Genomic DNA, 22,183 nt, shown 5'->3' on the forward strand with positions numbered 1-22,183 from the left:
TTGGGTCGAGGTAAAAAATGAAAATATTACCATTAATAATGATAACTGCTAGTTTAGCTATGTCGATGAATGTACAAGCTTATCAAGAAGTAACATCGGGTGGCTTAGAAACTATCCGCGGTATGGCTAAAGTGAATGAAACAAAAAGTGCTGAATCGCTTAAGCGGGTAATTAAAGATAAAAATCCGATTAAGCGTAATTATGTTCACCAGCCACCTGTTGTACCACATCAAATTCGAGGGTATCGGGTCAATAAAGACAGCAATAAATGTTTAACTTGTCATAGCTGGAAATATGCCAGAGAAACAGGGGCAACCAAAATTAGCTTAACGCATTATGAAACCCGTGACGGTAAAACATTGTCAGATGTTTCACCGCGCCGCTATTTTTGTTCTCAATGTCATGTCACTCAGGCTGATGCACCTGAGTTGATTGACAATACGTTTAAACCCGTTGAATTGTTAGGTAGTAACTAATGACTTTTCTTTGGGTAGCTAAAGGGGATTAAGATGACAAAAGAATCAAAAATTAAAAGCTTACTCAGGTATTTAAAATCACCCAGTAGTGCAGCTCTATGGTTTATTTTAGCGATTGGTTTTGCGGGGGGAGTTATTTTCTGGGGGGGCTTTAACACCGCCCTAGAAGTTACCAACACTGAGGAGTTTTGTATTAGCTGTCATGAAATGGAAGATAATGTCTATGAAGAGTACAAAGAAACCATTCATTATGCTAATCGTTCCGGCGTTCGAGCCACCTGTCCTGATTGTCATGTGCCAAAAAAATGGACACATAAGATCGTTCGAAAAATAGCGGCAAGTAAAGAAGTTTGGGGCATGCTGACCGGTTTAATTGATACCAGAGAGAAGTTTCAGGATCACCGCCGTGAATTGGCTGAACGTGAATGGAAACGTATGAAAGAGAATGATTCACTGGAATGTCGTAACTGCCACAACTTTGAGTACATGGATTTTTCAGAGCAAGGCAATCGCAGTGTTAAAATGCATTCAAGTGCCTTAGCCTCAGGTGAAAAAACCTGTATAGACTGTCATAAGGGTATTGCCCATGAATTACCAGACATGAAAGGTGTAGCTAACTGGTAATTAAATGTCAGCAGGTATTTGTAAAGCTTAATATAGAAAAACTAAAGCCTCTTTAATTTTATGATTAAAGAGGCTTTATCTTGTTGATGCTATTATTATTTTTTTGGATTACACATGATGCTTGATGCGAAATTACTATATTCATGTGTAACTTAAGCAAGGTTAGAAAACTTTTTTCATTACAATGGCATCTTCATAGCCAAAGCCTGATGCACTTGGGTAATACCCTGTTCTTCGACCTGTTTCGGTAAAACCACTATTGATATACATCATTTGTGCGCTGATATTTTTTGCACGAACTTCTAACCAAATAAGCGTGTTGTTGAGTCGTTTTGACTGGTCAAAGAAGTGTTCAAGTAATACTTTGCCATAACCCTTGCCTTGCAGTGTTGGTGATACACATATATCCATTAAGGTAGCTTCACCCGCAACATGTTCACCAATGTAAAACCCCACTAACTCATTATTTACCTTTAAATAATAACCAAAATAACGTGCGCCAATACAGCTATTAAAGGTTTTTTCACTCCATGGGTGAGAATGACACGCGTTTTCTATAGGCATTAATGAATCTACATCGTTGGGAGAAATTTTATGGTAGCTAAAAGTCATATTATTGAGTTTTCTTGTAGTTTTTGCCAAAGTGCTTTTTTTAATAGCGGAGAATTTTTTAAAATGTTAATAGAGGGGGTGACCAAGTGATACTTTGTAAGAGAAATATTAGTTTGCTCGCTGAATTGCCACGTTAATAAACCCATCGATAAAGTGTTGTTATCGCAGCTTACTTCGCCCAAAGACAAGCCTAAACAGTTTAGGATATCAGTAAATATTGTAGTATCAACTAGTGCAGAAAGTTCGATGCTTATATAAGCAAAAGTGTCAGTACTGTTCTTTTTTTTACTGTTTTTTAACTGCCAAAGTTCGATGCCCATAGCCTGTAAATGCGAAAACTGTCTTTTAGTCATGGTCATAAATAGGGCGATAAAACCTAGTGTAAGTAAGGTCGACATAATGACAGAATTTTTAGTTAATACCAAATAAATAGCAATAGATTATGTTTTTACTTATCTTGTTTTTGCGCCATGACTAGCTGTTCTATTTCTATTAAAGAGATGGCTTTACTGAAATAGTAGCCTTGATATTCCTGACAATTTAGTTGTTGAAGAAACTCTAAATGTTCGGTTAACTCTACGCCTTCAGCGACAACACTTAAATTTAGATTATCAGCTAAGTTGATAATAGATCGTACAATACTTTGATCGACAGTAGATTCATGCATCCCCATGATAAATGATCTATCTATTTTCAGAATATCGATAGGAAATTGTTTTAAATAATTTAAAGAGGAAAAACCTGTACCAAAATCATCTAAAGAAAGTTTGAAGCCAAGTATTTTAAGCTGCTTCATTGTGGAAATGGCTAAGTCTATTTTTTCAAGCAACATGCCTTCAGTAATTTCAATTTTTATTCGCGACGGTATTACATTATATTGCTTTAACTTACCTGTTAAGAGAGAGATAAGGCTCTGTGGGTCAGAAAACATTTTGGCAGAAACATTGATTGAGATAGGTCCAAAATTTATTGATTTTTCTTGCCATAAGGCGACTTGCATAAAAACTTTATCAATCGCAATTTTATCTATTTGGTCTATCAAGCCGAGCTTTTCAGAAAATGGAATGAAGCTGTCGGGGTAAATAATATTCCCATCAGGTTCAACCCATCTTATCAAGGCTTCGGCACCTGAAATTATGCCCGTCTTAGTATCGACAAAAGGTTGATAATAAAATTCAAACACCTTATTTTTTATAGCGTTTACCAGCCTTTGTTCTTGGGCTAACTGCTCTGCGACTTCACTATTCATACGTTGTTCGAAAAACTGATATTCATTCTTTTTTCGCGCTTTAATATCAAAAATTGCTAGCGCGGCTTTTCGTAATAGCTCTTGAGGGGTAACTGCATCTTCAGGGTATCGTGTTATACCAATACTTGCCGTAACTATGAGTTGTTGTTTATCAAAGGTGTATGCAGCTTCAAAACAAGAGAGTATTTTACGTGCTACCGCTGTTGCTCCATATTTAGGATCTGAAAGCTCTACTAAAATACAAAATTCAGCACCATTAATACGCGCAATTACATCTTTTGGATATAATGTCTTGCTTAAGCGTTTAGCTATTTCACAAATGACTTCATCTCCGGCATTATGACCATAAGTGTCGTTAATTTTTTTAAAGCTATTTACATCAAGTAGTAAGATGGTTGGTGATCTTTGAGAACGTTGTGAATTCAATGATGATTGAATAATTAATTCATGGAGTAGGGTTCTGTTTGGTAGTTCAGTTAGATCATCGTGTGTAGCAAGTTTACTTAATTGTTGTTGAATTTTAACTTTTTCAGTAATGTCTCTAAAAACGCCTAGGTAATGAATAATTTCATTATTATCATTTTTTATGGCCTCAATCTCTAATTCTATACAATATACTTCACCGGTAGATTTTTGATCATAAAGCTCTCCTAACCAACTACCGTTTATCATCGCTAGAGTACGTAATTTTTCAGATAAGTTAGCTGGTTGATCATGTGTTTCTGCAAAAACAACTTTTTGGCCGATTACTTCAGACTTGTGTTTGTGGGTATGAGTGACGTAAGCATTATTGACCACTTCAATTTCAAAGTCTTTATTGGTTATCCATACCGCATCAGCGGTATTCTTAAACGCAATAGATAACAACATTAGCTGCTTTTCATTGGCTCTAATTGCTTTGTTATGGCGTGTTAAGCGCACTTTTTCCTTACGAATGTGGTAGTGGTTTACGGTCAGTAGTAAAATCACTAAAGCGAATATACTAATCACAATAGTCACCAAACCTTGATTTTTAACGGCCATAAGTTCTACTGTTTTTAACTGATTTTCCGCTTGTAATAAGTTTATTTTTCTTTGTCTTACTTCTGCTTTATATTGATTTTGGAGCACATCAACAGACTTTTGCCGTGCATCATCATTAAGTTTATTTATTAATAAGGTATGTTTCTCGTAGAAGTCGAAGGCTTGCTGCCACTTTTGCTGCGCTTGATAGGCTTTGCTGATACGTTTGTAGGTTTCTGCTTCAAGTTGTTGAAGCCTTGTCTCTTGATAATAAAATAATGCGCGATTAAAAATAGTTAACGCTTGTGGGATTTTTCCTTGCAGTAAATAAATATCACCCATAAGACCTTCAGCGCTTATCTGTGACTTTTTATTTTTAGTCGCGGTGCTTAATTGTAAAGCTTCTTTTAATTGTTGTTCTGCCATAGTGAGTTCATTAACCATAATATAGGTCTCAGCCAAACCAATAATGGCGCCTAAAGTCTCTTTTGGAAATTGTTTACTATCAGGGTGATTAATCGCTTTTTTATAAGACGCGATCGCATTATCAAATTGTTTTAATTCGGTATAATAAATACCCTGGTTTGAAATATTTATAATGTAATGGGCACTGTCGCCAAATTGTTGCGATATCTTTATAGGTCTTTCTAAATATTTTAGCGCGGCATGAAAATCCCTTTGTGCCCAACTAATTAATGATAAATTATTGAGCGTAGCCGCTACTCCTTTTAAAAACCCTAACTTTTCAAATAAACGCACACTCGTTATAAAATATTGTTGGGCTTTATCATAATCACCAATCGAAAAGTAAGAAATACCCGTTAAATTATTAATATCAGCGAGATCTAAATCGGTTAGGTAGGCATTTCCATTGATAAGGCTTTTTTTTCTTTGGATCGTCATACCGTCAAATTGGTTAAATAGAGTTAAAGATATTTTTAAGGCGGATAAGTGCTGTTGGTCATTTTGAAATTCAACTAACTGATTTTTTTTAAGTAAGATATTGAGTGCGAGTAAAGATTGTTTTGAATTGATGCTATTTAGGGTTACTTTATATCGCTCTAACCATTGTTGAGCTTTTATTTTATCTGCTTTTAATATTGAACTGTAATGTAATTGGTTAATGATCAATGCTTGAAATATATTGTTATCAAGTATTACTGCTTTTTTGAGTAATTGAGCATAAAGCGGGGCTTTTTCTTGAGGTGATATCGAACTATTATTGCGGATTGATTGATAATGCTGGTATAGAACTTCTTCGTTATTAACTTCTGATGCTATAGAGGCAAATATTATAAAATATAAAGTGAAAAATAATAGCAAAGACCATTTTATTTGAGGAACAGCATTAAAAATTGTCAAATTTATCCAGTCAGATAATATGAGAAGTAATAAATATATTATAGTTTATATTTTCATTACTTCACTCAAAGATAAAAATATTATGAACATATGTACAAAATAATTTTTAATTACTCTGTCATAAAATATATTTATTTTGGTATTTATCTGAAATAGCTAGGAAAAGCTATAAGAAGAATTGGCAGGGGTGGAGAGATTCGAACTCCCAACCGTCGGTTTTGGAGACCGCTGTTCTACCAATTGGAACTACACCCCTGCAACGGATTCGAATTATACCCAAGCAATTGCAAAGGTAAAGCGCTAACGTAAAAATAAATGAAATAAATGCTCGTTTGCTTAAAATATCAACATTGCGTTGGTTTTAAGGGCAGTTTATTCACTTTATGTGTTAACTCCCCCTTATTGATAAATTTATATTTAATTAGTTATTACAAAATCGAAGCGCTTCTGGGTAAGGGAATACATCCTCAAATTTCCCTGCCGCCACATTTTTTTGGCACTGTTGCCAAAAGCTAGCTTCTAATAAATCAGCATGATGAAGTAAAAATGCATTTCGATACTTAGTGTTTGCTAATGCGAAAGTCGCAATTTCTTCAGGAAACATATCGCCAGGGGCCACAGAATACCAAGGTTCTGCTGCATAAATTTGTTCCTCAGTGATTGCTTCTGGCTTGACTCGAAAATTGACTTCATCCATATAGGTAATTTCATCATAATCATAGAATATGACTCGTCCGTGGCGTGTTACACCGAAGTTTTTTAATAACATGTCTCCAGGGAAAATATCAGCGGCAATTAACTGTTTTATGGCACTACCGTAACCGTACATCGCCTCTTCAATTTCACTATCGCTCGCTTTCGCTAAATATAAATTAAGTGGGGTCATGCGGCGTTCAATATATAAATGTTTGATGATCACTAATTCGTCTTCAAAACGAATTATAGATTGAGCAACACTGAGCAGTTCATTTAACAGTGCTTCACTGAAGCGGTCTTTTGGAAAAGCAACTTCAGAATACTCCATGGTATCGGCCATTCGTCCGACTCTGTCATGTAATTTTACTAACCTATACTTTCCCTTTACATCTTGTTTTGTCATGTTCTTGCTGGGAGCAAATTTATCTTTTATGATTTTGAAAACATATGGATAAGAAGGGAGGGTAAATACTGACATCACCATTCCTTTAATGCCTGCAGCTAATTCAAACTTATCGTCACTGGCCTCAAGGTGATTGAGAAAATCACGATAAAATTGGGTTTTACCTTGTTTATGAAAGCCAATGGCTGAATACAAGTCAGCTAAGGTTTTATGAGGAATTAATCGTTTGAGAAACTGTACTAATGCAAAAGGGTGCTGACAGTCGACAAAAAAGTAAGCGCGTGCAAAACCAAATACCACCGCCATTTTGGCACCTTCAGTTAATAATGCGTCAATATATAGGCCAGCTTGGTCGCCAGTTTTTTCATTATTAATAATAGGGACAATAAAAGGTGTTTCCCCAGCAGGAGATATAACTCGCCCAATAATATAAGCGCCTTTATTTCGATAGAATATAAAGTCGAGAATATCGAATTTTAATTCGCTGAGTTTATATCGTGTTTTGTGCGCGTGTTTACGAAAAGATTTTATCAGACTCTTGATATCTCTATCTAAATCAACAAACGGCACATTGAAGTTTGTGTTAGTCATAATGGTGACAATGGTTTGCTCAAGGCCTAACTCACTGGGAGAGTAGCGGGTGTAAATCACCGGGCTAGAAATGTTTTCCATTTGCTCAACCGTACTTTTGACAAAAATAAAAGCATTATGGTAATACTTACGCTCGAACAAATGACAAAAAATGGAATTATAAAAACTTTCCGCAAGCTCTGGCTGATGGTGTTCTTTTAATAACGTCATGTAGCTTTGCTTTACGTTTTGCCATAAAAGCTCATCGAGCTCTGAGATAAAAAAGTCTTTTTTTATCGTCTCTAACGTTTCTTCAACACGTTTATCATAAAAGTCGGTTCGACTCCTTGCCGCGTCTTGCACTGCTTGCCACTGGCAGAGTTCAAAGCGTTTTTTTGCTGATTGGGTAATTTCACTAAAAAGATAAATATGACGTTCAAAACCATTAAGAATAGTTTTGGCGATAGCAAAAGCAATGTTTTTCATGATGATTATTCAACTTAAAATATTCTGATAATTTCAGCATACGATAAATTGCTAAAAAGGGGAGATAAAGTTTCCAATATGATGATTATAAACAAGGTAAATATAGAGCTATTTTATATTTAACATCTATTCATCCTTTATTCCCACCGTATCAGCGTTATTACTTGCTATTGTTGGCGCTGAGCACTAAAATTACGCGTTTTTTATTCTCTTAAAATAGTAGTTTGAATTGGTATTAACATGCGCGTAGCTGACTTTTCTTTTGATTTACCCGAAGAACTTATTGCCCGATATCCGAAAGCGGATCGTACTTCAAGTCGTTTAATGTCTGTTAATGGCAATAATGGCGATATTATTGATCTCGGATTTACCGATATTATTGAACAACTTAATGCTGGCGATTTACTTATTTTTAATAACACCCGCGTTATACCCGCGCGTATGTTTGGACAAAAAGAAAGTGGTGGGAAACTTGAGGTCTTGGTTGAAAGGATCCTCGATGACAAACGTTTTCTTGCACATGTTCGCGCGAGTAAACCACTTAAAGTGGGTAATAAATTAAGGTTAGAAGATAAAGTTTCGGCGACGATGTTGGGTCGACAAGGTGCTTTATTTGAGCTTGAAATACACGGTGAACAATCTGTTTTATCTGTACTTGAAGCAATAGGGCATATGCCTTTACCTCCTTACATTGATCGCCCTGATGAAGACAGCGACCGCGAAAGATATCAAACTGTTTATAATGAAAAACCAGGAGCAGTTGCTGCCCCTACCGCAGGTTTGCACTTCGACGAAAACTTATTAGAAAAAATAAAAGCGAAGGGTGTTGATCTCGCTTTTATCACTTTACATGTCGGTGCGGGTACTTTTCAGCCAGTAAAAGTTGATGAAATAGCCGACCACATTATGCATGCTGAATATGTTGAGGTTTCTGATGAAGTGGTTCAACAAATAGCGAAAACCAAAGCGAAAGGCGGGCGAGTTATTGCTGTGGGTACTACCTCGGTTCGTTCAATAGAAAGCGCTGCCAAAGCGGCCAAAGAAAACGGTTCAGCCCTTGCTGCTTTTTATGGTGATACTGATATTTTTATTACCCCAGGTTATGAATTTCAAATTATTGATGCATTAATCACTAATTTTCACTTATCGGAGTCAACATTGTTGATGCTAGTGAGTGCTTTCTCTGGTTATGAACATATGATGGCCGCGTATCAGCATGCTGTTACAGAAAAGTATCGATTTTTCAGTTATGGCGATGCGATGTTCTTAACAAAGAAAACTGAAAAGTAAAAATAGAAATATAAAAATATAAAGCGTTAAGGCGCTTTAATAAGATAAACGTTTAATTATTTACCATAAATAACCGCTAGCCTGTTTCGCTAGAAGGTTTGGAGACAGTCTTAAATGACCGATAAAATAGTAGAAGAAGTGAATAAACCAGTAAAAAGCAAAATGAAATATGAGCTAATCAATACTGACGGTAAAGCGCGCCGTGGGCGTTTAACGTTTGACCGTGGTACGGTTGAAACCCCCGCTTTTATGCCTGTTGGAACATACGGTACGGTTAAAGGTATGAAAATGGAAGATGTTGAAGCAACGGGTGCTGAAATTATTCTAGGTAATACTTTTCACCTAATGCTTCGTCCAGGTACTGAAATTGTTGAACAGTTTGGTGGCTTGCATAATTTCATTAATTGGCAAAAACCTATTCTTACAGACTCTGGTGGTTTTCAGGTGTTCAGTTTAGGTAAAATGCGTAAAATCACCGAAGAAGGGGTAAAGTTTAGCTCGCCCATTAACGGTGACAAAATTATGCTTACGCCTGAACGTTCAATGGAGGTACAGCGCAGTTTAGATGCTGATGTTGTTATGATTTTTGATGAATGTACGCCATATCCTGCATCACATGAAGAATCACAAAGCTCAATGGAATTATCATTACGGTGGGCACAGCGCTCTAAAGATGCTCATGGTGATAATCAATCAGCTTTGTTTGGTATTGTTCAAGGCGGCATGTATGAAGACTTACGAGAAGTTTCAGTTAAAGGCTTAAAAGCGATTGAGTTTGATGGTTATGCGATTGGCGGTTTGTCAGTTGGTGAACCTAAAGAAGATATGATCCGCATTCTTGATCACACTACGCCCTTGATCCCTGAAAATAAACCCCGATATCTTATGGGGGTTGGAAAACCAGAAGACTTGGTTGAAGGTGTTCGTCGCGGCATTGATATGTTTGATTGTGTTATGCCAACACGTAATGCTCGAAATGGTCACCTATTCGTGACTAACGGCGTTATTAAAATTCGTAATGCCAGCCATAAAACAGATACTGGGCCACTAGACAGTGAATGTGACTGTTATACCTGTAAAAACTATTCACGTGCTTATTTACATCATTTAGATAAGTGTAATGAAATTCTAGGCTCACAATTAAATACTTTACATAACTTGCATTTTTATCAGCGTGTTATGAAAGGATTGCGTGCAGCTATAGAGCAAGGTAAGTTAGATGCCTTCGTGAGCGAGTTTTATGCGCTACGCGGGTTACCCGTTCCAGAACTAAAATAGCTATTTATAGAATTAAAAGAATCATCCATTTATTAACAATAAAAATCAGAGGAAATTATGAGTTTATTTATCAGTGAAGCACACGCAGCATCAGGTTCAGTAGCAGGTGCTGATGGCACATCAATGTTGATCATGTTAGCCGTTTTTGGCTTGGTTTTTTACTTTATGATCTATCGCCCACAAGCTAAACGTGTAAAAGAGCATAAAGGCTTAATGTCAGCATTATCAAAAGGCGATGAAGTCTTAACGCAAGGCGGCATTGTTGGGAAAATCGTTAAAGTTTCAGACGAAAAAGATTTTATCGTAGTAAGTGTTGCAGAAGGAACTGAAGTTGTTCTACAAAAAGCAGCAATAAACGCGGTATTACCAAAAGGCACAATGAAGTCATTGTAATTGTAAGTTGTCGTAGGTTAGTTATTTGCTTGACGCATAACTAAGCAAGTTTGGCATGATGGTTGACCTACAACGACTTAAAAGAACGTTAATAAAAAGGATGAACTTGTGTTAAACAAATACCCCTTATGGAAAACACTGATGGTGCTATTTATAGTGGCCTTTGGTGCTTTATATGCTTTACCTAATTTATACCCTGAAGACCCTGCCGTGCAGGTTTCAGGTTTACGTGGTGTTGAAGCCAATGCTGCAACGCTTGAGAGCGTAAAGAGTGGATTGACTGCAAATAACATTTCATTCTCAAGTATTGTGCTTGAAAGTGGTCAATTACTTGTCCGTTTTAGTGATACAGAGCAACAACTTCGTGCCCGTGACTTACTTGAAGAAAGTCTAGGTGATAAGTTTTCGGTGGCGTTAAATCTTACACCGGCAACCCCTGCATGGTTAGCAAGTGTTGGCGGTACACCGATGAAGTTAGGTTTAGATTTAAGTGGTGGTGTTAGTTTCCTAATGGAAGTAAACATGAGCGAAGCCATAGTTAAAGCGCAAGAAGCCTTAGTTGACGACTTTCGTACCGATTTGCGTGGTGAAAAAATTCGCTACCGTAGTGTCAAAAAAGCGAATGATTCAATTAATGTTCAGTTTCGTAATGTTGAAGATTTAACCGCCGCTCATGACTTCTTGAAAAAACGCTACCGTGATTTTTTAATGACAGAAAATACTGATAATTTAACGTTATCAGCAAAAATGACGGATCAAAAGCTTAAAGAAGTTCGCGAATATGCCCTGCAACAAAACATTACTATTATTCGTAATCGTGTTAATGAATTGGGTGTCTCTGAACCGCTTGTGCAACGCCAAGGTCAAAAACACATCATCATTGAATTACCAGGTGTTCAAGATACAGCTAAAGCAAAAGAAATTTTAAACGCGACTGCTACTATTGAATTTAGATTGGTTGATACTGATGGCGATTTAAGTGCTGCACTAAACGGAAGAATACCAGCGAGTTCAAAGTTATTGTATGAACGTGACGGCACCCCTGTTTTATTGAAAAAACGCGTGATGCTAACCGGTGACCATATTGTTGATGCAGGTTCGAGTTTTGACGAATACAGTCGTCCACAAGTTAATATTTCACTTGATTCTGCCGGTGGCGGAAAAATGTCAAACGGTACTAAAAGTAACATTGGCAAACCAATGGCGACCGTATTTATTGAATATAAGCCGACTGACCGTAATGATGCTGAAGGTAATACTATTTTTGAAAAAATAGAAGAAGTTATCTCTGTAGCAACCATTCAAGCGCGTTTAGGTAAAACCTTCCGTATTACTGGGGCAGGTAGTCAAAGCGAAGCACATAATTTAGCGTTATTATTACGTGCTGGAGCATTAGTTGCGCCTATTCAAATTGTAGAAGAGCGAACTGTTGGTCCAACATTAGGTGCTGAAAACGTTCAACTCGGCTTTCAAGCTATTTTAATGGGTTTTGGCTTAGTCTTTATTTTTATGATTATTTATTACCGTGCTTTTGGTGTGGTTGCAAATTTAGCGTTGGGCGCTAACTTAGTCTTAATTATTGGTGTGATGTCTTTAATTCCAGGAGCAACGTTAACGTTACCGGGTATGGCAGGTATTGTATTAACGGTTGGTATGGCCGTTGATGCTAACGTGCTTATCTTTGAGCGTATCCGAGAAGAAATGCGTGATGGTAAATCGGTTCAACAATCTATTCATCAAGGGTATGATGCGGCATTTTCAACCATTATTGATGCCAATATCACTACACTGATTGCGGCGCTTATTTTGTATGCTATTGGTACAGGTCCGATTAAAGGCTTCGCGATAACCTTATCTATCGGTATTCTTACCTCAATGTTTACTGCGGTTGTTGGTACACGAACCATAGTTAATATTGTTTGGGGCGGAAAACGTCTCGACAAACTTTCAATATAGGGCGCAGATATTTATGCAAATTTTACAAGTAAAAGAAACTATCGCCTTTATGAGCTACCGCAAGGGAGCATTGATATTTAGTATTTTATTGATGCTTGCTTCAGTATTTTCATTAGCGACCAATAAATTAAACTTCGGCCTAGATTTTACGGGTGGTACGTTAATTGAGGTGGGGTTTGAGAAAGCCGCTGATTTAAATAAAATTCGTGAAGTCATGGACAATAGTGGCTATCCCGATGCTGTTGTGCAGTTATATGGCAGTAGTCGTGATGTGGTTATTCGTTTAGCTGAGCGTGAAGGTTTAAACGTTGAGATGCTTGGTAATGAAGTACTCAGCGCTTTACAAGAAGGCACAGGGCAAAACATGGAAATGCGCCGCATAGAATTTGTTGGCGGCAGTGTTGGCGATGAATTAGCAGAGCAAGGCGGCTTAGCGATGTTAACCGCACTGATCTGTATTCTTGTTTACGTAGCATTTCGCTTTGAATGGCGTTTTGCTTTAGGCTCGGTGTTTGCGTTGTTTCATGATGTATTGTTAACGCTTGGTTTATTCTCGGTGTTAAAACTTGAGTTTGACCTGACAGTACTCGCGGCGATTCTCGCGGTTATCGGTTATTCACTCAATGATACCATCGTAGTTTCTGACCGTATTCGAGAAAATTTTCGGAAGTTACGTGAAGGTGGCCCCGCAGATATTATCAATATTTCATTAACGCAAACGTTAAGTCGTACGTTTATCACGTCAATAACGACGTTATTAGTACTCGCCGCGCTATTCTTTAGAGGTGGTGAGCTTATTCATGGTTTCGCAACCGCGTTATTATTTGGTGTGTTTGTCGGTACTTACTCGTCTATCTATGTGGCAAGTTCTGTTGCGCTTGCTTTTGGTATTTCTAAAGAAGATTTGATACCAGAAGTTATTGACAAAGAAGGTGCAGATCAAGAAGAGATGACACCTTAACTCAGATAAAGACAATGAGTGTTTAACCAAAAGCCGAGTATGATACTCGGCTTTTTATTGCCTAATGAAAGCTGATGGGAAGAGCCAAAGGATAAAATGATGAATGGATACTCAGGCGTAATAGCTTATCCACTCTATCTTGATACTCACGTTAAGTTATAAGATGAACCGTTAATGGTATCTTAGCTCTCTTACCTTGCCCCAAAATACCCGATAAGAAAATGCGGTATAACTAAATATTACTGGGACCACAATGATAGTGCCCCACAAAACAAAGTTTAAAGATTCAGGTGCTGATGCTGTTTCCCAGATAGTCAGCTTATTTGGCACAATATAAGGGAAAAAGCTAAAAGCTAAACCAAAGAAACATAAAGTAAATATGGCAACCGCAGCTACAAAGGGGCGCCAACAACCTTTATCATTGACCTTAGGTAACTGCTTCAATTGAATAAAGCTAAAAATAAACAGCGCAAAGCAAATAAAAGGTAAAGGTAATATCATCAATGCATTAGGTGAAGAGAACCACTTGTCATAGACATTAGGATTTATTAACGGGTTAACGAGCGATACCGTAATAACACCGATAAAACAAACCAAAGCTGTTTTTCTAGCCCAAGCAACGGCTTGTATTTGTAACTCGCCTTCAGTTTTCATAATTAACCAACACGCCCCTATATAACTATAAGCGGCGGCAACACCAAAGGCACTTAATAAGCTAAAACTGTAAGCGGCTAAAGTGGCTTCAAAGCCCATAACATACATGCCTAACATATAGCCTTGGCTCAGAGAGGCAACCAATGAGCCTCCTTTAAAGACTCTGTTCCAAGTAGGTTTATGGCTAAAGGCGGCTTTTGCACGAAAATCAAAAGCAACACCGCGCAAGACTAAGCTAATTAACAAAATTGCGGTTGGTAAGTATAGTTCTTTAAATATGTAACTGTGTGCTGCTGGAAATGCGATAAGCAATAAGCCAATTGCGAGTACCAGCCAAGTTTCGTTCGCATCCCAGAATGGGCCAATTGACGCTATCATCGTATCGGCGTTGTCTGTTTGATCAAGAGGGAGCAATATACCAACCCCCAAATCAAAGCCATCTAATACGGCATAAAGTAAAATTGAAAAGCCCATCAATGAGACAAAAATTATTGCTAATGTATATTCTTCAAACATAATCTAGCCCTCAACCGTGTTTGTTGGAGTATTAATTACCGGCTTAACCTGTTCATCAATACTGATTTCTTCTATTTCAATGGCACGTCCAGCCATAGTGAAAATGGTGTGTAAATAAGCAACCATAATGACAACGTATAAAACCAAATAAAGTGTTAGTGTGATGCCTACGTTTTCTGGTGCTATATCTGTCGCAGCATCTTTCACCGTTAAAATCCCTGTTACTAACCAAGGTTGGCGGCCAATTTCAGTGACATACCAACCTGCTAATGTCGCTATCCAGCCAGAAAAACTCATCACAACAAGGGTTTTTAACAACCAAGGAGGTAATTGATTTTTGCGCCATAATAAAAAGCGGCTAAGCCAAGCGATAGCAAGCATCAGCATACCTAAGCCAACCATAACTCTAAAAGCAAAAAACACAGGCGCAACAGGGGGGTGATTACCTTCAAATTCGTTTAAGCCTTTTATTTCGCCATTTAAATCATGCGTTAATATAAAGCTTGCCATCTTAGGGATTGCGATTTCAAAATTATTGGTCTTCTGCTCTTCATCAGGTAGGGCAAATAATAATAAAGGTGCACCTTTTTCGGTATGCCAAATACCTTCCATTGCTGCAATTTTTTGTGGTTGATGCTCTAACGTATTTAAACCATGCATATCGCCTAGAAATATTTGGGTAGGCGCAAGTATAGCCGCTACGGTTAATGCTATTTTGAGGGTTAATTTTGGCGCTTTTTTATCGTCACCTTTTAGTAATCGATAAGCACTAATGCCTGCTACTAAAAAGGCGGCGGTTAAACCTGATGCAACTAGCATGTGAGATAATTTGTAGGGGAACGATGGATTAAAAATAATAGCGAACCAATCAACTGGATAGGCCACTCCATCTCTCATTTCATGGCCTTGAGGTGTTTGCATCCAAGAATTAAGCGCTAAAATCCAAAAGGACGACAAACTGGTGCCAAAAGCAACAATTAGCGTTGATAACGTATGTATTCGAGCGGAAACTCGGTTCATACCAAATAACATAATCCCCAAAAACCCGGCTTCTAAAAAGAATGCGGTTAGCACTTCATAGCCTAATAATGGACCAGCAATATTACCGACAGTTTCCATAAACTTTGGCCAGTTGGTACCAAATTGAAACGACATGGTAATACCGGTAACTACACCTATTGCAAAGGTGAGGGCAAAAATTTTAACCCAAAAACGGTATGCGCGCATCCAAACTGGATCACCGGTTTGATCAAAACGTAATTTGAAGTAAAACAAAAACCAGCTAAGGGCGATGGTTATTGTGGGAAATAAAATATGAAAACTAATATTAGCGGCAAACTGTATGCGCGAGAGCATTAAGGTTTCTAACATGATTTACTCCATAAACCCGCTTGAACACTGTTGAGTGTTGATGGGATTAACGTATTAATGTGATAATTCTTACCACTTTGGATGTTTTTAAATGATTAAAAATAGAAAAGTATTTGTTTAGTTTTTTTTCAAAAACTTATCCTTCATATCTATAACCTTGCTTACACCAGCCCCAAGCTTCATCAGGGTGTTGAGTTTATCTGGACTCATACTTTGTAGCTCTGAAGCCCAATGAGTAATAGTTTCAAGCAGATCATGCATTTCATGCATTCTTTCTTGCGCATATTGCTCTTGAGGGTTAGCGGGTTCATCTAACAAATTATCGCGTAATAATGACAGTGTCGGGTCAACTTCACGTTTGCGGCGCTCTTCAAATATGCGTATTGCCATTTCCCAGATAGAGCCTGCAGGCGAGTAATATTCTTTGCGGTCTTTAGGTTTATGCTGTACTTGTACTAATCGCCAAGACTGCAATTCTTTAATACCCATGCTGACATTGCCACGAGATATATTGAGTGCTTCAGATATTTGTACCGCGGTAAGTGGTTCGTTATGAATGGTTAGTAGGCCATACATTTGACCAACAGTGCGGTTAAAGCCCCAGCGACTGCCCATTTCCCCACAGTGCATAACAAACGATTCAATTTTAGTTGTCATTATCATAATTAAGTCTTCTGAACTTTCAGTAATTTCTGAAAGTTTAAACTGTTCTTGATTTAGATCAAGCTTTTTTATGTCTTTGGGGCGCTTTATTTATCAGGAATGTAGATTTGAAATAAAGTGAAGATAAAGGGGGTATGAAAGGTTATTGTCTTAGTGGACGCGTTGATTTGTTAAACGTTAAGGTCAACGTATTTAAACCGTTATTATATCAATGACTCATCATTAAAATTAACACGTTACTTTTAGCTTTGGCGAAGGGAATACTTAAAGAATAACGGGTAATTAATATCTCGTATGAGTAACATTATTACGACAAGGTGGAATTTTATAACACTAATTCAATTATCATGGAGTTTATATGAGTTTGTATGAGTTTATTTGATTAAATAATGTTTTTTTTGTATTTTAATTACATGAATGCTTTACATGATACTAATTATTAGTATAATTACTCTAGTTCTTAAGGGTTAAGCTCTTAAACCAAACGTTTGTTACTCCCTTGCAAATGTTTTTACGCCGCGTAACTTACGCGGCTTTTTTTTGCCTAGCAGATAATCCTAAAGTACTTTTACTATAAATTGTTATGTTAGAAGCGAGTACGGTGTGAGATAATTAATGTCTGCTCATCACTTAATTGATATAAATAATTATGAATTCAACAATTTTAAGCACCTTTTTAGCCGACGTTAAAACCGCACAATCGTTTTGGGCACTGCAAGAAAAATCAGGAGAAGATTGGGTGGTACTTGACTCAATTAACTTTGAAAACACTGACGTTATGCCACTATGGTCAAGCCAAGCACTTGCTCAAATACATTGTATTGATGAATGGCAAGAATATGTACCGACTAAAATAACGTTAAGCGACTGGTTAGAGTTTTGGCTTGAAGACCTTGGTGAAGATGGCGTTATTGTGGGTATTAATTGGCTAGAAGAATCAAATCAAGCTGAGGATAATGAGTACGTTGAATTAGACTTAGCTGAATTTAGCCAAGCTCTTGCTGAAATTGAAGCCTTGTAAAATTCATAAAAAGCGCATGTTGATTTTATGTTTATAAAACTCAATGTGCTTTTGTTATTCTGCTGAAAACTCTAAATAGTCTAATAAACTCATGCGGCCATTTTTAGTCGACTCTATTTTTCTCTCATGTTTTAAATCCTTCCATGCGGTAACTTTTCCACCACTATTGAGCTTTTCAAAATTTCCTAGATTACTCCCTTGTGCTATTGATAAAAAACTGAGCAATTGTTGGTAACTCGCTGGCTGGCTAACATCTATTGTGAGTAAATCTTGCGTGCGCTCAGAGAAATATTGCAGCACTTCATGGTTATGTTGCAAGTAACAACGGGCTAAAAACATGTCATTGTTGATATTTTCTAATGTAAAAGGTGAAAATGTACTTACGTAGCAACGTTTAATAATAGTATTAAAGCCACCGTCAGCACGCGTCACATTAATATACATACGTTGTAGCAACTGTTTAATTGAGGGTAACCACTGGTCAGATTTTCGCGCTAAGTAAATAAATTTACTGTTAGGATAAAATTTATCTAAACGTTTAAAATCAGCAAAGATGGGGGTGTCGGCAATGACTTGTGCTTCATCAAACGTTTTTTGTGTATAAGCGGTGTGTGCAACGGTATAGCCTAGCTCAAGCATTGCTGCACAAATACTGGTGGTGCCAGAGCGAGGTAAGCCGATAATAAATATTTTAGTATTATTCATTAAGGCCTACATCCAAGACTTTTGGCTGCTTTCTACTTGGTAAAGCACATCGTCGAGTAATTGATAAGCAAGCTTTTGCTTGATAAAAGGAATGTCCTGAGCGCCTGCAGCGAGTACGATTCTTATTGAACTGAGCTGGTGACGCTCTTGGAACCAACTTTGTTTAAATTGAACTTGTTGAGTTTTAAAAATAGGAAAACAAGTATAGTCGACGCCAAAATAGCCTTTACGAATATAAATTAAATCATCATCATTAGCATAGCCCCATCGCAGCCAGCGCATAAAAACTAATACACTCATAAATAAATAACCGGGCGTTAACACCATTAAAAAATTAGCTTTATCAAGGGTGATAAAAAGAACCGAAAGTAGAATAAACATGGGTGAAAGAATATAACCAATATTGCGCAGTAAAAAGCGTTTGCTAATACGGTGGTAATCGATACTCATCATCTTATTATTGGGGTAAACATCGTTTATTAAGGTCAAACATTCATTTGGGTTGATTGACGGCACAATAATATGACTATTTTGCGCACTCGCTTGATATTGATTTAATGCACTATTGCTTTGCTCAAATTTAAGGTTAATACGTTTTAGTATCACATCAAGCCAATCTTGTTGGCGAACCACCATTTGTAAACGTGATAAACGCATGATCACTTCATATTTGGTTAATAGTCCACTGCGACGAATATAACGGTCATCCACTTTACTTAAGGTGAAGTTGTAAAAGGTAATAATAGAACCTGCAATAGAGAAAAGCGTAAAAGGTAATAAAATAAGAAAAGTTAAGGTCAGTGCGTATAAACCAATTTGCCACATCGGCTTATCTGAAAAGGTAAGGAATTTTTCGAGGTCAATTCCTAAACCGTTAAAAAACTCAACAATATATCGTCCAAAGTCATCAAGAAATGGTGCTAAACCGCCCATAAAAATCCAAATTCGGTTGTTGGTTATGCCATGAATAACAAGATCAGTGATACCACGAGTATTTAAAATCACTTCATTTTTTTTATTATTTGAAGTTGAATCTTTTACTGTATTAGTACTTTCATCCGTGATGGTCGAATAGGCAACTTGGTGTTGAGCTAAAATTTCTTTTTTAAGTTGTTCTGCAAAATCTATTTTTAAGGCGACGACCTTTGCTTCTTGTTTCGCAGAGCCTGCTGTATCAAGTTGTAAGCAAGTAAAGCCAAAAGGTCGATAATATATAGGTTGCTCAAGTTTTACGTTTTGAATTTTAGCAAAAGGCAAGTTAACGTATTTCTTTGAAATTACCCCCGAACGTATTTCAATATGATCTTGATATAACCGGTATTGAAAGAAATAAAAACTTAAAAAGGTAGAGGTAATGATAACCACGAGCACGCCTAAACCTATAGGCAGCCATAGATGGGGATGCGCGATAAAATTATCATAGCCAATATATAATGCGGGTAAGAACACAAGGATATTACTTAAAAATCCAGTAACAAATTTAGCTAAAAAATAAATAATAGCGATAGGTGATATACGTTGCCAATCTTTAGTGTTTTTTATCGTTTCATTCGGTTGCGTTGTCGCATCTGAGTTGTTATTTAGGGTTTCTGTTGATTTATCCATGATGATTAACATCTTTGTGGTCAAGAATAAATTGGCGAATGCTCTCCGCTTTCTCTAGTGGTAACCCCGGAATTTCAAATGTGTGCATTGCGCCACCTGCACTGAAAACCTGTAGTGTAGCTAAACCTATTTTACGGTCAATAGGGCCACGTTTTAATTCTACATGTTGAATACGTAACATTGGTTGGCTAACCGTTTTACGAAAAACAACACCGCTTTTATAGCTAAGATCTTGTTCACGAAGTGCATAAAACTTTCTTTTGTCAGCAACAATAGTGTAGAAAATACTGATAATGCCCACTAGGGCTGTTGCCCCAATAAAAAAACTAACAACGCTGTTTGCTGTCGTCGATAGCGGAATAAAACGTTGTAGTAGAGCTATAAATAATACTGAAATAATAAAAAGTGTAGAAAATAAACTGATATAACGATTACTTTTCGCATAAAGGGGGGATAAATGTTCAAAGCTCAGCTTAGTTAAGTGTGGTAAATCTTCACTTGGTAATACGGAGTTTGAGAAATTGGCGGTTCCCTGCATAGTATTTATTCCTGTCATTTAAAGTGATTACGATTTTTATCAGGGGAATGTTAAGCCCAAGGTAAAATATCATCAATAGTGGTGAAGCACTGAGCGTGAAGTTTACTGCCCATTTATTATTTTGGTGATAAATAACCTAAATTTATTAAGTGTTTTTCATCAAAAGTGTTAACAACATCGCCAATAATCACCAGCGTTGGTGGTTTTATGTTATGCAACTCAACCAAATGATTTAACCCTGCTAAAGTGCCTCGGTAAACATGTTGCTCAGGATTTGTGCCTTTGTAAATAAGGGCTGCTGGCGTAGAACCTATACGACCGGCTTTAATGAGTTGCTCACTAATTATCGGTAAACTTTTAATGCCCATGTAAAAAACGACGGTTTGTTTATTATCGGTGAGAGTGTGCCAAGGTAGTGATAATTCCCCGTTGTTTTGTACATTGCCGGTAATGAAAGTACAACTTTGAGCAACTTGTCGATGAGTTAAAGGAATGCCAACATAACTTGTACATGCAGAAGCGGCTGTCATTCCAGGCACGATATGACAGGCAATATCGTGTTTTAATGCAAATTGTGCCTCTTCACCACCTCGACCAAAAACAAATGGATCACCACCTTTTAAACGTAAAACTTTTTTATTTTGTTTTGCATGATCAACTAATAACTGATTAATATCATCTTGAGGTACTCGATGCTCAGCTTGTTTTTTGCCCACATAAATACGCTCACAATTTTCAGGTAATAACGCTAAAATTTCTGCGCTCACTAAGCGGTCATAAATAACAACTTCAGCTTGCTTGATAAAGCGAAAAGCTTGTAAGGTCAGTAATTCAGGATCACCCGGACCTGCGCCAACTAAGGCAACCTCGCCACAAGAGAAAGGTTGTTTTTTTATCGGTGGTTCGGGTATCGTTAAGGTCATTAATTATTTACCATCGCAAGAGACATTTAAATTTTTCAAAATACCGTCGTGTAAATTATACACAAAGCCATGAACAGTTACGTCTTGGTTTTTTTTCCAAGCATTGACTAATGTCGTGGTATGGCAAACGTTTGCTACTTGTTCAACCACATTAAGATCGCAGAGTAAATTGACCTTTGTTTGGTGATCTTCAACGGCATCGAGACGGTCTTTGTGAAAACGATAAACATCTTTAATATGCCCTAGCCAATTATCTATTAATCCATGGCGCTTATTATCAATCGAAGCTATGATGCCACCACAGCCATAGTGACCACACACTATTATATGCTTAACTTTAAGGTTTTCGACAGCAAATTGAATAACAGAAAGGCAATTTAAATCGGTATGAATAACTTGGTTAGCAATATTACGATGAACAAAAACTTCACCTGGAGACATACCGAGTAATTCATTAGCTGGTACTCTTGAATCAGAACATCCTATCCATAAATATTCTGGCTTTTGTTGTTCTGACAAACGTTTAAAAAAATGTGGGTCTTCTTTTTTTATGTTGTCAGCCCATTGCTGATTATTATCGAACAAATGTTGAATAGAAGTCACGGAATACCTTGATAAATAATCGATAGATTGATTTTATGAGAATACCGAGTGAAGTGAAAGAAAAATGTCAGATCAATTATTTATGACGTATATCTCTTTCGTTAATAACTTAGGTGTAATCGTCACAATTGAAATTCAATGTAAGCATGCTAATGGCAACGGTAGCTGTTCGACATAGGCGAGTAAAAACAGAAAAAAGTGCTTAAGGTAAAGAATAAAATAGTCG

20 protein-coding genes and 1 tRNA gene are annotated in these 22,183 nt (G+C 37.1%); 8 read left to right on the forward strand and 13 right to left on the reverse strand.

The features are described 5' to 3' along the window. Positions 1–17: 17 nt before the first annotated feature. Positions 18–476, forward strand: a complete 459-nt coding sequence (locus H4J39_RS05170; protein WP_182226295.1) for a nitrate reductase cytochrome c-type subunit — start codon at positions 18–20, stop codon at positions 474–476. 33 nt (positions 477–509) lie between these two features. Then, complete coding sequence (locus tag H4J39_RS05175; protein ID WP_182226296.1) at positions 510–1,100, forward strand: NapC/NirT family cytochrome c; 591 nt, start codon at positions 510–512, stop codon at positions 1,098–1,100. 162 nt (positions 1,101–1,262) lie between these two features. Here H4J39_RS05175 and rimI read toward each other — a convergent pair whose 3' ends face one another. From rimI to aceK, 5 genes are all read right to left on the reverse strand, one after another. Continuing rightward, positions 1,263–1,712: a ribosomal protein S18-alanine N-acetyltransferase gene (gene rimI, locus H4J39_RS05180; protein WP_182181915.1), complete on the reverse strand. Its 450-nt coding sequence runs from the start codon at positions 1,710–1,712 to the stop codon at positions 1,263–1,265. Beyond that, entirely contained in the window at positions 1,709–2,110 is a 402-nt protein-coding gene (locus tag H4J39_RS05185; RefSeq protein WP_182226297.1) for a DNA polymerase III subunit psi, read from the reverse strand. The genes rimI and H4J39_RS05185 overlap by 4 nt, the downstream gene beginning before the upstream one ends. A gap of 50 nt (positions 2,111–2,160) precedes the next feature. Beyond that, entirely contained in the window at positions 2,161–5,325 is a 3,165-nt protein-coding gene (locus H4J39_RS05190) for an EAL domain-containing protein (RefSeq protein WP_182226298.1), read from the reverse strand. Between the two features lie 179 nt (positions 5,326–5,504). After that, a tRNA-Trp gene (locus tag H4J39_RS05195) sits at positions 5,505–5,581 on the reverse strand. A 165-nt stretch (positions 5,582–5,746) separates the two neighbouring features. Beyond that, complete coding sequence (gene aceK, locus H4J39_RS05200) at positions 5,747–7,480, reverse strand: bifunctional isocitrate dehydrogenase kinase/phosphatase (protein ID WP_182226299.1); 1,734 nt, start codon at positions 7,478–7,480, stop codon at positions 5,747–5,749. A gap of 240 nt (positions 7,481–7,720) precedes the next feature. On the opposite strand from aceK, the gene queA reads away from it, so the two are divergent. The 5 genes from queA (at position 7,721) to secF (ending at position 13,358) form a co-directional block, all read left to right on the forward strand. Beyond that, positions 7,721–8,770: a tRNA preQ1(34) S-adenosylmethionine ribosyltransferase-isomerase QueA gene (gene queA / locus H4J39_RS05205; protein ID WP_182226300.1), complete on the forward strand. Its 1,050-nt coding sequence runs from the start codon at positions 7,721–7,723 to the stop codon at positions 8,768–8,770. Positions 8,771–8,932: 162 nt separating this feature from the next. After that, complete coding sequence (gene tgt, locus H4J39_RS05210; RefSeq protein WP_182226345.1) at positions 8,933–10,048, forward strand: tRNA guanosine(34) transglycosylase Tgt; 1,116 nt, start codon at positions 8,933–8,935, stop codon at positions 10,046–10,048. A 57-nt stretch (positions 10,049–10,105) separates the two neighbouring features. Further along, positions 10,106–10,441 carry a preprotein translocase subunit YajC gene (gene yajC / locus H4J39_RS05215; RefSeq protein ID WP_182181922.1) on the forward strand — a complete coding sequence of 112 codons (336 nt, stop codon included), beginning with the start codon at positions 10,106–10,108 and terminating at the stop codon, positions 10,439–10,441. Between the two features lie 108 nt (positions 10,442–10,549). Next, on the forward strand, positions 10,550–12,397 hold the full coding sequence (secD, locus tag H4J39_RS05220; RefSeq protein ID WP_182226301.1) for a protein translocase subunit SecD: 1,848 nt from the start codon (positions 10,550–10,552) through the stop codon (positions 12,395–12,397). Positions 12,398–12,410: 13 nt separating this feature from the next. Next, on the forward strand, positions 12,411–13,358 hold the full coding sequence (gene secF / locus H4J39_RS05225; RefSeq protein WP_182226302.1) for a protein translocase subunit SecF: 948 nt from the start codon (positions 12,411–12,413) through the stop codon (positions 13,356–13,358). A gap of 171 nt (positions 13,359–13,529) precedes the next feature. On the opposite strand, the gene cydB is transcribed toward secF, so the two are convergent. From cydB to H4J39_RS05240, 3 genes are all read right to left on the reverse strand, one after another. Further along, positions 13,530–14,528, reverse strand: a complete 999-nt coding sequence (gene cydB, locus H4J39_RS05230; protein ID WP_182226303.1) for a cytochrome d ubiquinol oxidase subunit II — start codon at positions 14,526–14,528, stop codon at positions 13,530–13,532. A 3-nt stretch (positions 14,529–14,531) separates the two neighbouring features. After that, positions 14,532–15,899, reverse strand: coding sequence for a cytochrome ubiquinol oxidase subunit I (locus H4J39_RS05235; RefSeq protein WP_182226304.1), 1,368 nt, complete (start codon positions 15,897–15,899; stop codon positions 14,532–14,534). Positions 15,900–16,016: 117 nt separating this feature from the next. Further along, positions 16,017–16,562 carry a GbsR/MarR family transcriptional regulator gene (locus H4J39_RS05240; RefSeq protein WP_182226305.1) on the reverse strand — a complete coding sequence of 182 codons (546 nt, stop codon included), beginning with the start codon at positions 16,560–16,562 and terminating at the stop codon, positions 16,017–16,019. A gap of 649 nt (positions 16,563–17,211) precedes the next feature. Between H4J39_RS05240 and H4J39_RS05245 the strand changes: the two genes are divergently transcribed. Beyond that, positions 17,212–17,583, forward strand: coding sequence for a DUF2750 domain-containing protein (locus H4J39_RS05245; protein ID WP_182226306.1), 372 nt, complete (start codon positions 17,212–17,214; stop codon positions 17,581–17,583). Between the two features lie 54 nt (positions 17,584–17,637). Here the strand turns inward: H4J39_RS05245 and H4J39_RS05250 are convergent, their stop codons facing one another. The 5 genes from H4J39_RS05250 to can all read right to left on the reverse strand — a co-directional run bounded on the left by H4J39_RS05250 (position 17,638) and on the right by can (position 21,957). Beyond that, entirely contained in the window at positions 17,638–18,288 is a 651-nt protein-coding gene (locus tag H4J39_RS05250; RefSeq protein WP_182226307.1) for a sulfotransferase, read from the reverse strand. A 6-nt stretch (positions 18,289–18,294) separates the two neighbouring features. Continuing rightward, positions 18,295–19,893, reverse strand: a complete 1,599-nt coding sequence (locus H4J39_RS05255) for a PH domain-containing protein (RefSeq protein ID WP_259368759.1) — start codon at positions 19,891–19,893, stop codon at positions 18,295–18,297. Then, the gene (locus H4J39_RS05260; protein WP_182226309.1) at positions 19,886–20,431 is read right to left on the reverse strand and encodes a PH domain-containing protein; all 546 of its coding nucleotides are present in this window, start codon (positions 20,429–20,431) and stop codon (positions 19,886–19,888) included. The genes H4J39_RS05255 and H4J39_RS05260 overlap by 8 nt, the downstream gene beginning before the upstream one ends. A 116-nt stretch (positions 20,432–20,547) precedes the next feature. Beyond that, positions 20,548–21,354 carry a uroporphyrinogen-III C-methyltransferase gene (gene cobA, locus H4J39_RS05265; RefSeq protein WP_182226310.1) on the reverse strand — a complete coding sequence of 269 codons (807 nt, stop codon included), beginning with the start codon at positions 21,352–21,354 and terminating at the stop codon, positions 20,548–20,550. A 3-nt stretch (positions 21,355–21,357) separates the two neighbouring features. After that, positions 21,358–21,957 (reverse strand): carbonate dehydratase, encoded by a 600-nt coding sequence (gene can, locus H4J39_RS05270; protein ID WP_182226311.1) that lies wholly within the window; start codon positions 21,955–21,957, stop codon positions 21,358–21,360. Positions 21,958–22,183: the final 226 nt, after the last annotated feature.

This window comes from Colwellia sp. Bg11-12 (assembly GCF_014076955.1).
Classification (GTDB): domain Bacteria; phylum Pseudomonadota; class Gammaproteobacteria; order Enterobacterales; family Alteromonadaceae; genus Colwellia_A.

Bases quoted from the DNA above. Each gene is read 5' to 3' on its own strand.
- H4J39_RS05170 (WP_182226295.1), top strand. From the start codon at position 18: ATGAAAATATTACCATTAATAATGATAACTGCTAGTTTAGCTATGTCG.
- H4J39_RS05175 (WP_182226296.1), top strand. From the start codon at position 510: ATGACAAAAGAATCAAAAATTAAAAGCTTACTCAGGTATTTAAAATCA.
- rimI (WP_182181915.1), bottom strand. From the start codon at position 1,712: ATGACTTTTAGCTACCATAAAATTTCTCCCAACGATGTAGATTCATTA.
- H4J39_RS05185 (WP_182226297.1), bottom strand. From the start codon at position 2,110: ATGTCGACCTTACTTACACTAGGTTTTATCGCCCTATTTATGACCATG.
- aceK (WP_182226299.1), bottom strand. From the start codon at position 7,480: ATGAAAAACATTGCTTTTGCTATCGCCAAAACTATTCTTAATGGTTTT.
- queA (WP_182226300.1), top strand. From the start codon at position 7,721: ATGCGCGTAGCTGACTTTTCTTTTGATTTACCCGAAGAACTTATTGCC.
- tgt (WP_182226345.1), top strand. From the start codon at position 8,933: ATGAAATATGAGCTAATCAATACTGACGGTAAAGCGCGCCGTGGGCGT.
- yajC (WP_182181922.1), top strand. From the start codon at position 10,106: ATGAGTTTATTTATCAGTGAAGCACACGCAGCATCAGGTTCAGTAGCA.
- secF (WP_182226302.1), top strand. From the start codon at position 12,411: ATGCAAATTTTACAAGTAAAAGAAACTATCGCCTTTATGAGCTACCGC.
- cydB (WP_182226303.1), bottom strand. From the start codon at position 14,528: ATGTTTGAAGAATATACATTAGCAATAATTTTTGTCTCATTGATGGGC.
- H4J39_RS05235 (WP_182226304.1), bottom strand. From the start codon at position 15,899: ATGTTAGAAACCTTAATGCTCTCGCGCATACAGTTTGCCGCTAATATT.
- H4J39_RS05240 (WP_182226305.1), bottom strand. From the start codon at position 16,562: ATGATAATGACAACTAAAATTGAATCGTTTGTTATGCACTGTGGGGAA.
- H4J39_RS05245 (WP_182226306.1), top strand. From the start codon at position 17,212: ATGAATTCAACAATTTTAAGCACCTTTTTAGCCGACGTTAAAACCGCA.
- H4J39_RS05250 (WP_182226307.1), bottom strand. From the start codon at position 18,288: ATGAATAATACTAAAATATTTATTATCGGCTTACCTCGCTCTGGCACC.
- H4J39_RS05255 (WP_259368759.1), bottom strand. From the start codon at position 19,893: ATGGATAAATCAACAGAAACCCTAAATAACAACTCAGATGCGACAACG.
- H4J39_RS05260 (WP_182226309.1), bottom strand. From the start codon at position 20,431: ATGCAGGGAACCGCCAATTTCTCAAACTCCGTATTACCAAGTGAAGAT.
- cobA (WP_182226310.1), bottom strand. From the start codon at position 21,354: ATGACCTTAACGATACCCGAACCACCGATAAAAAAACAACCTTTCTCT.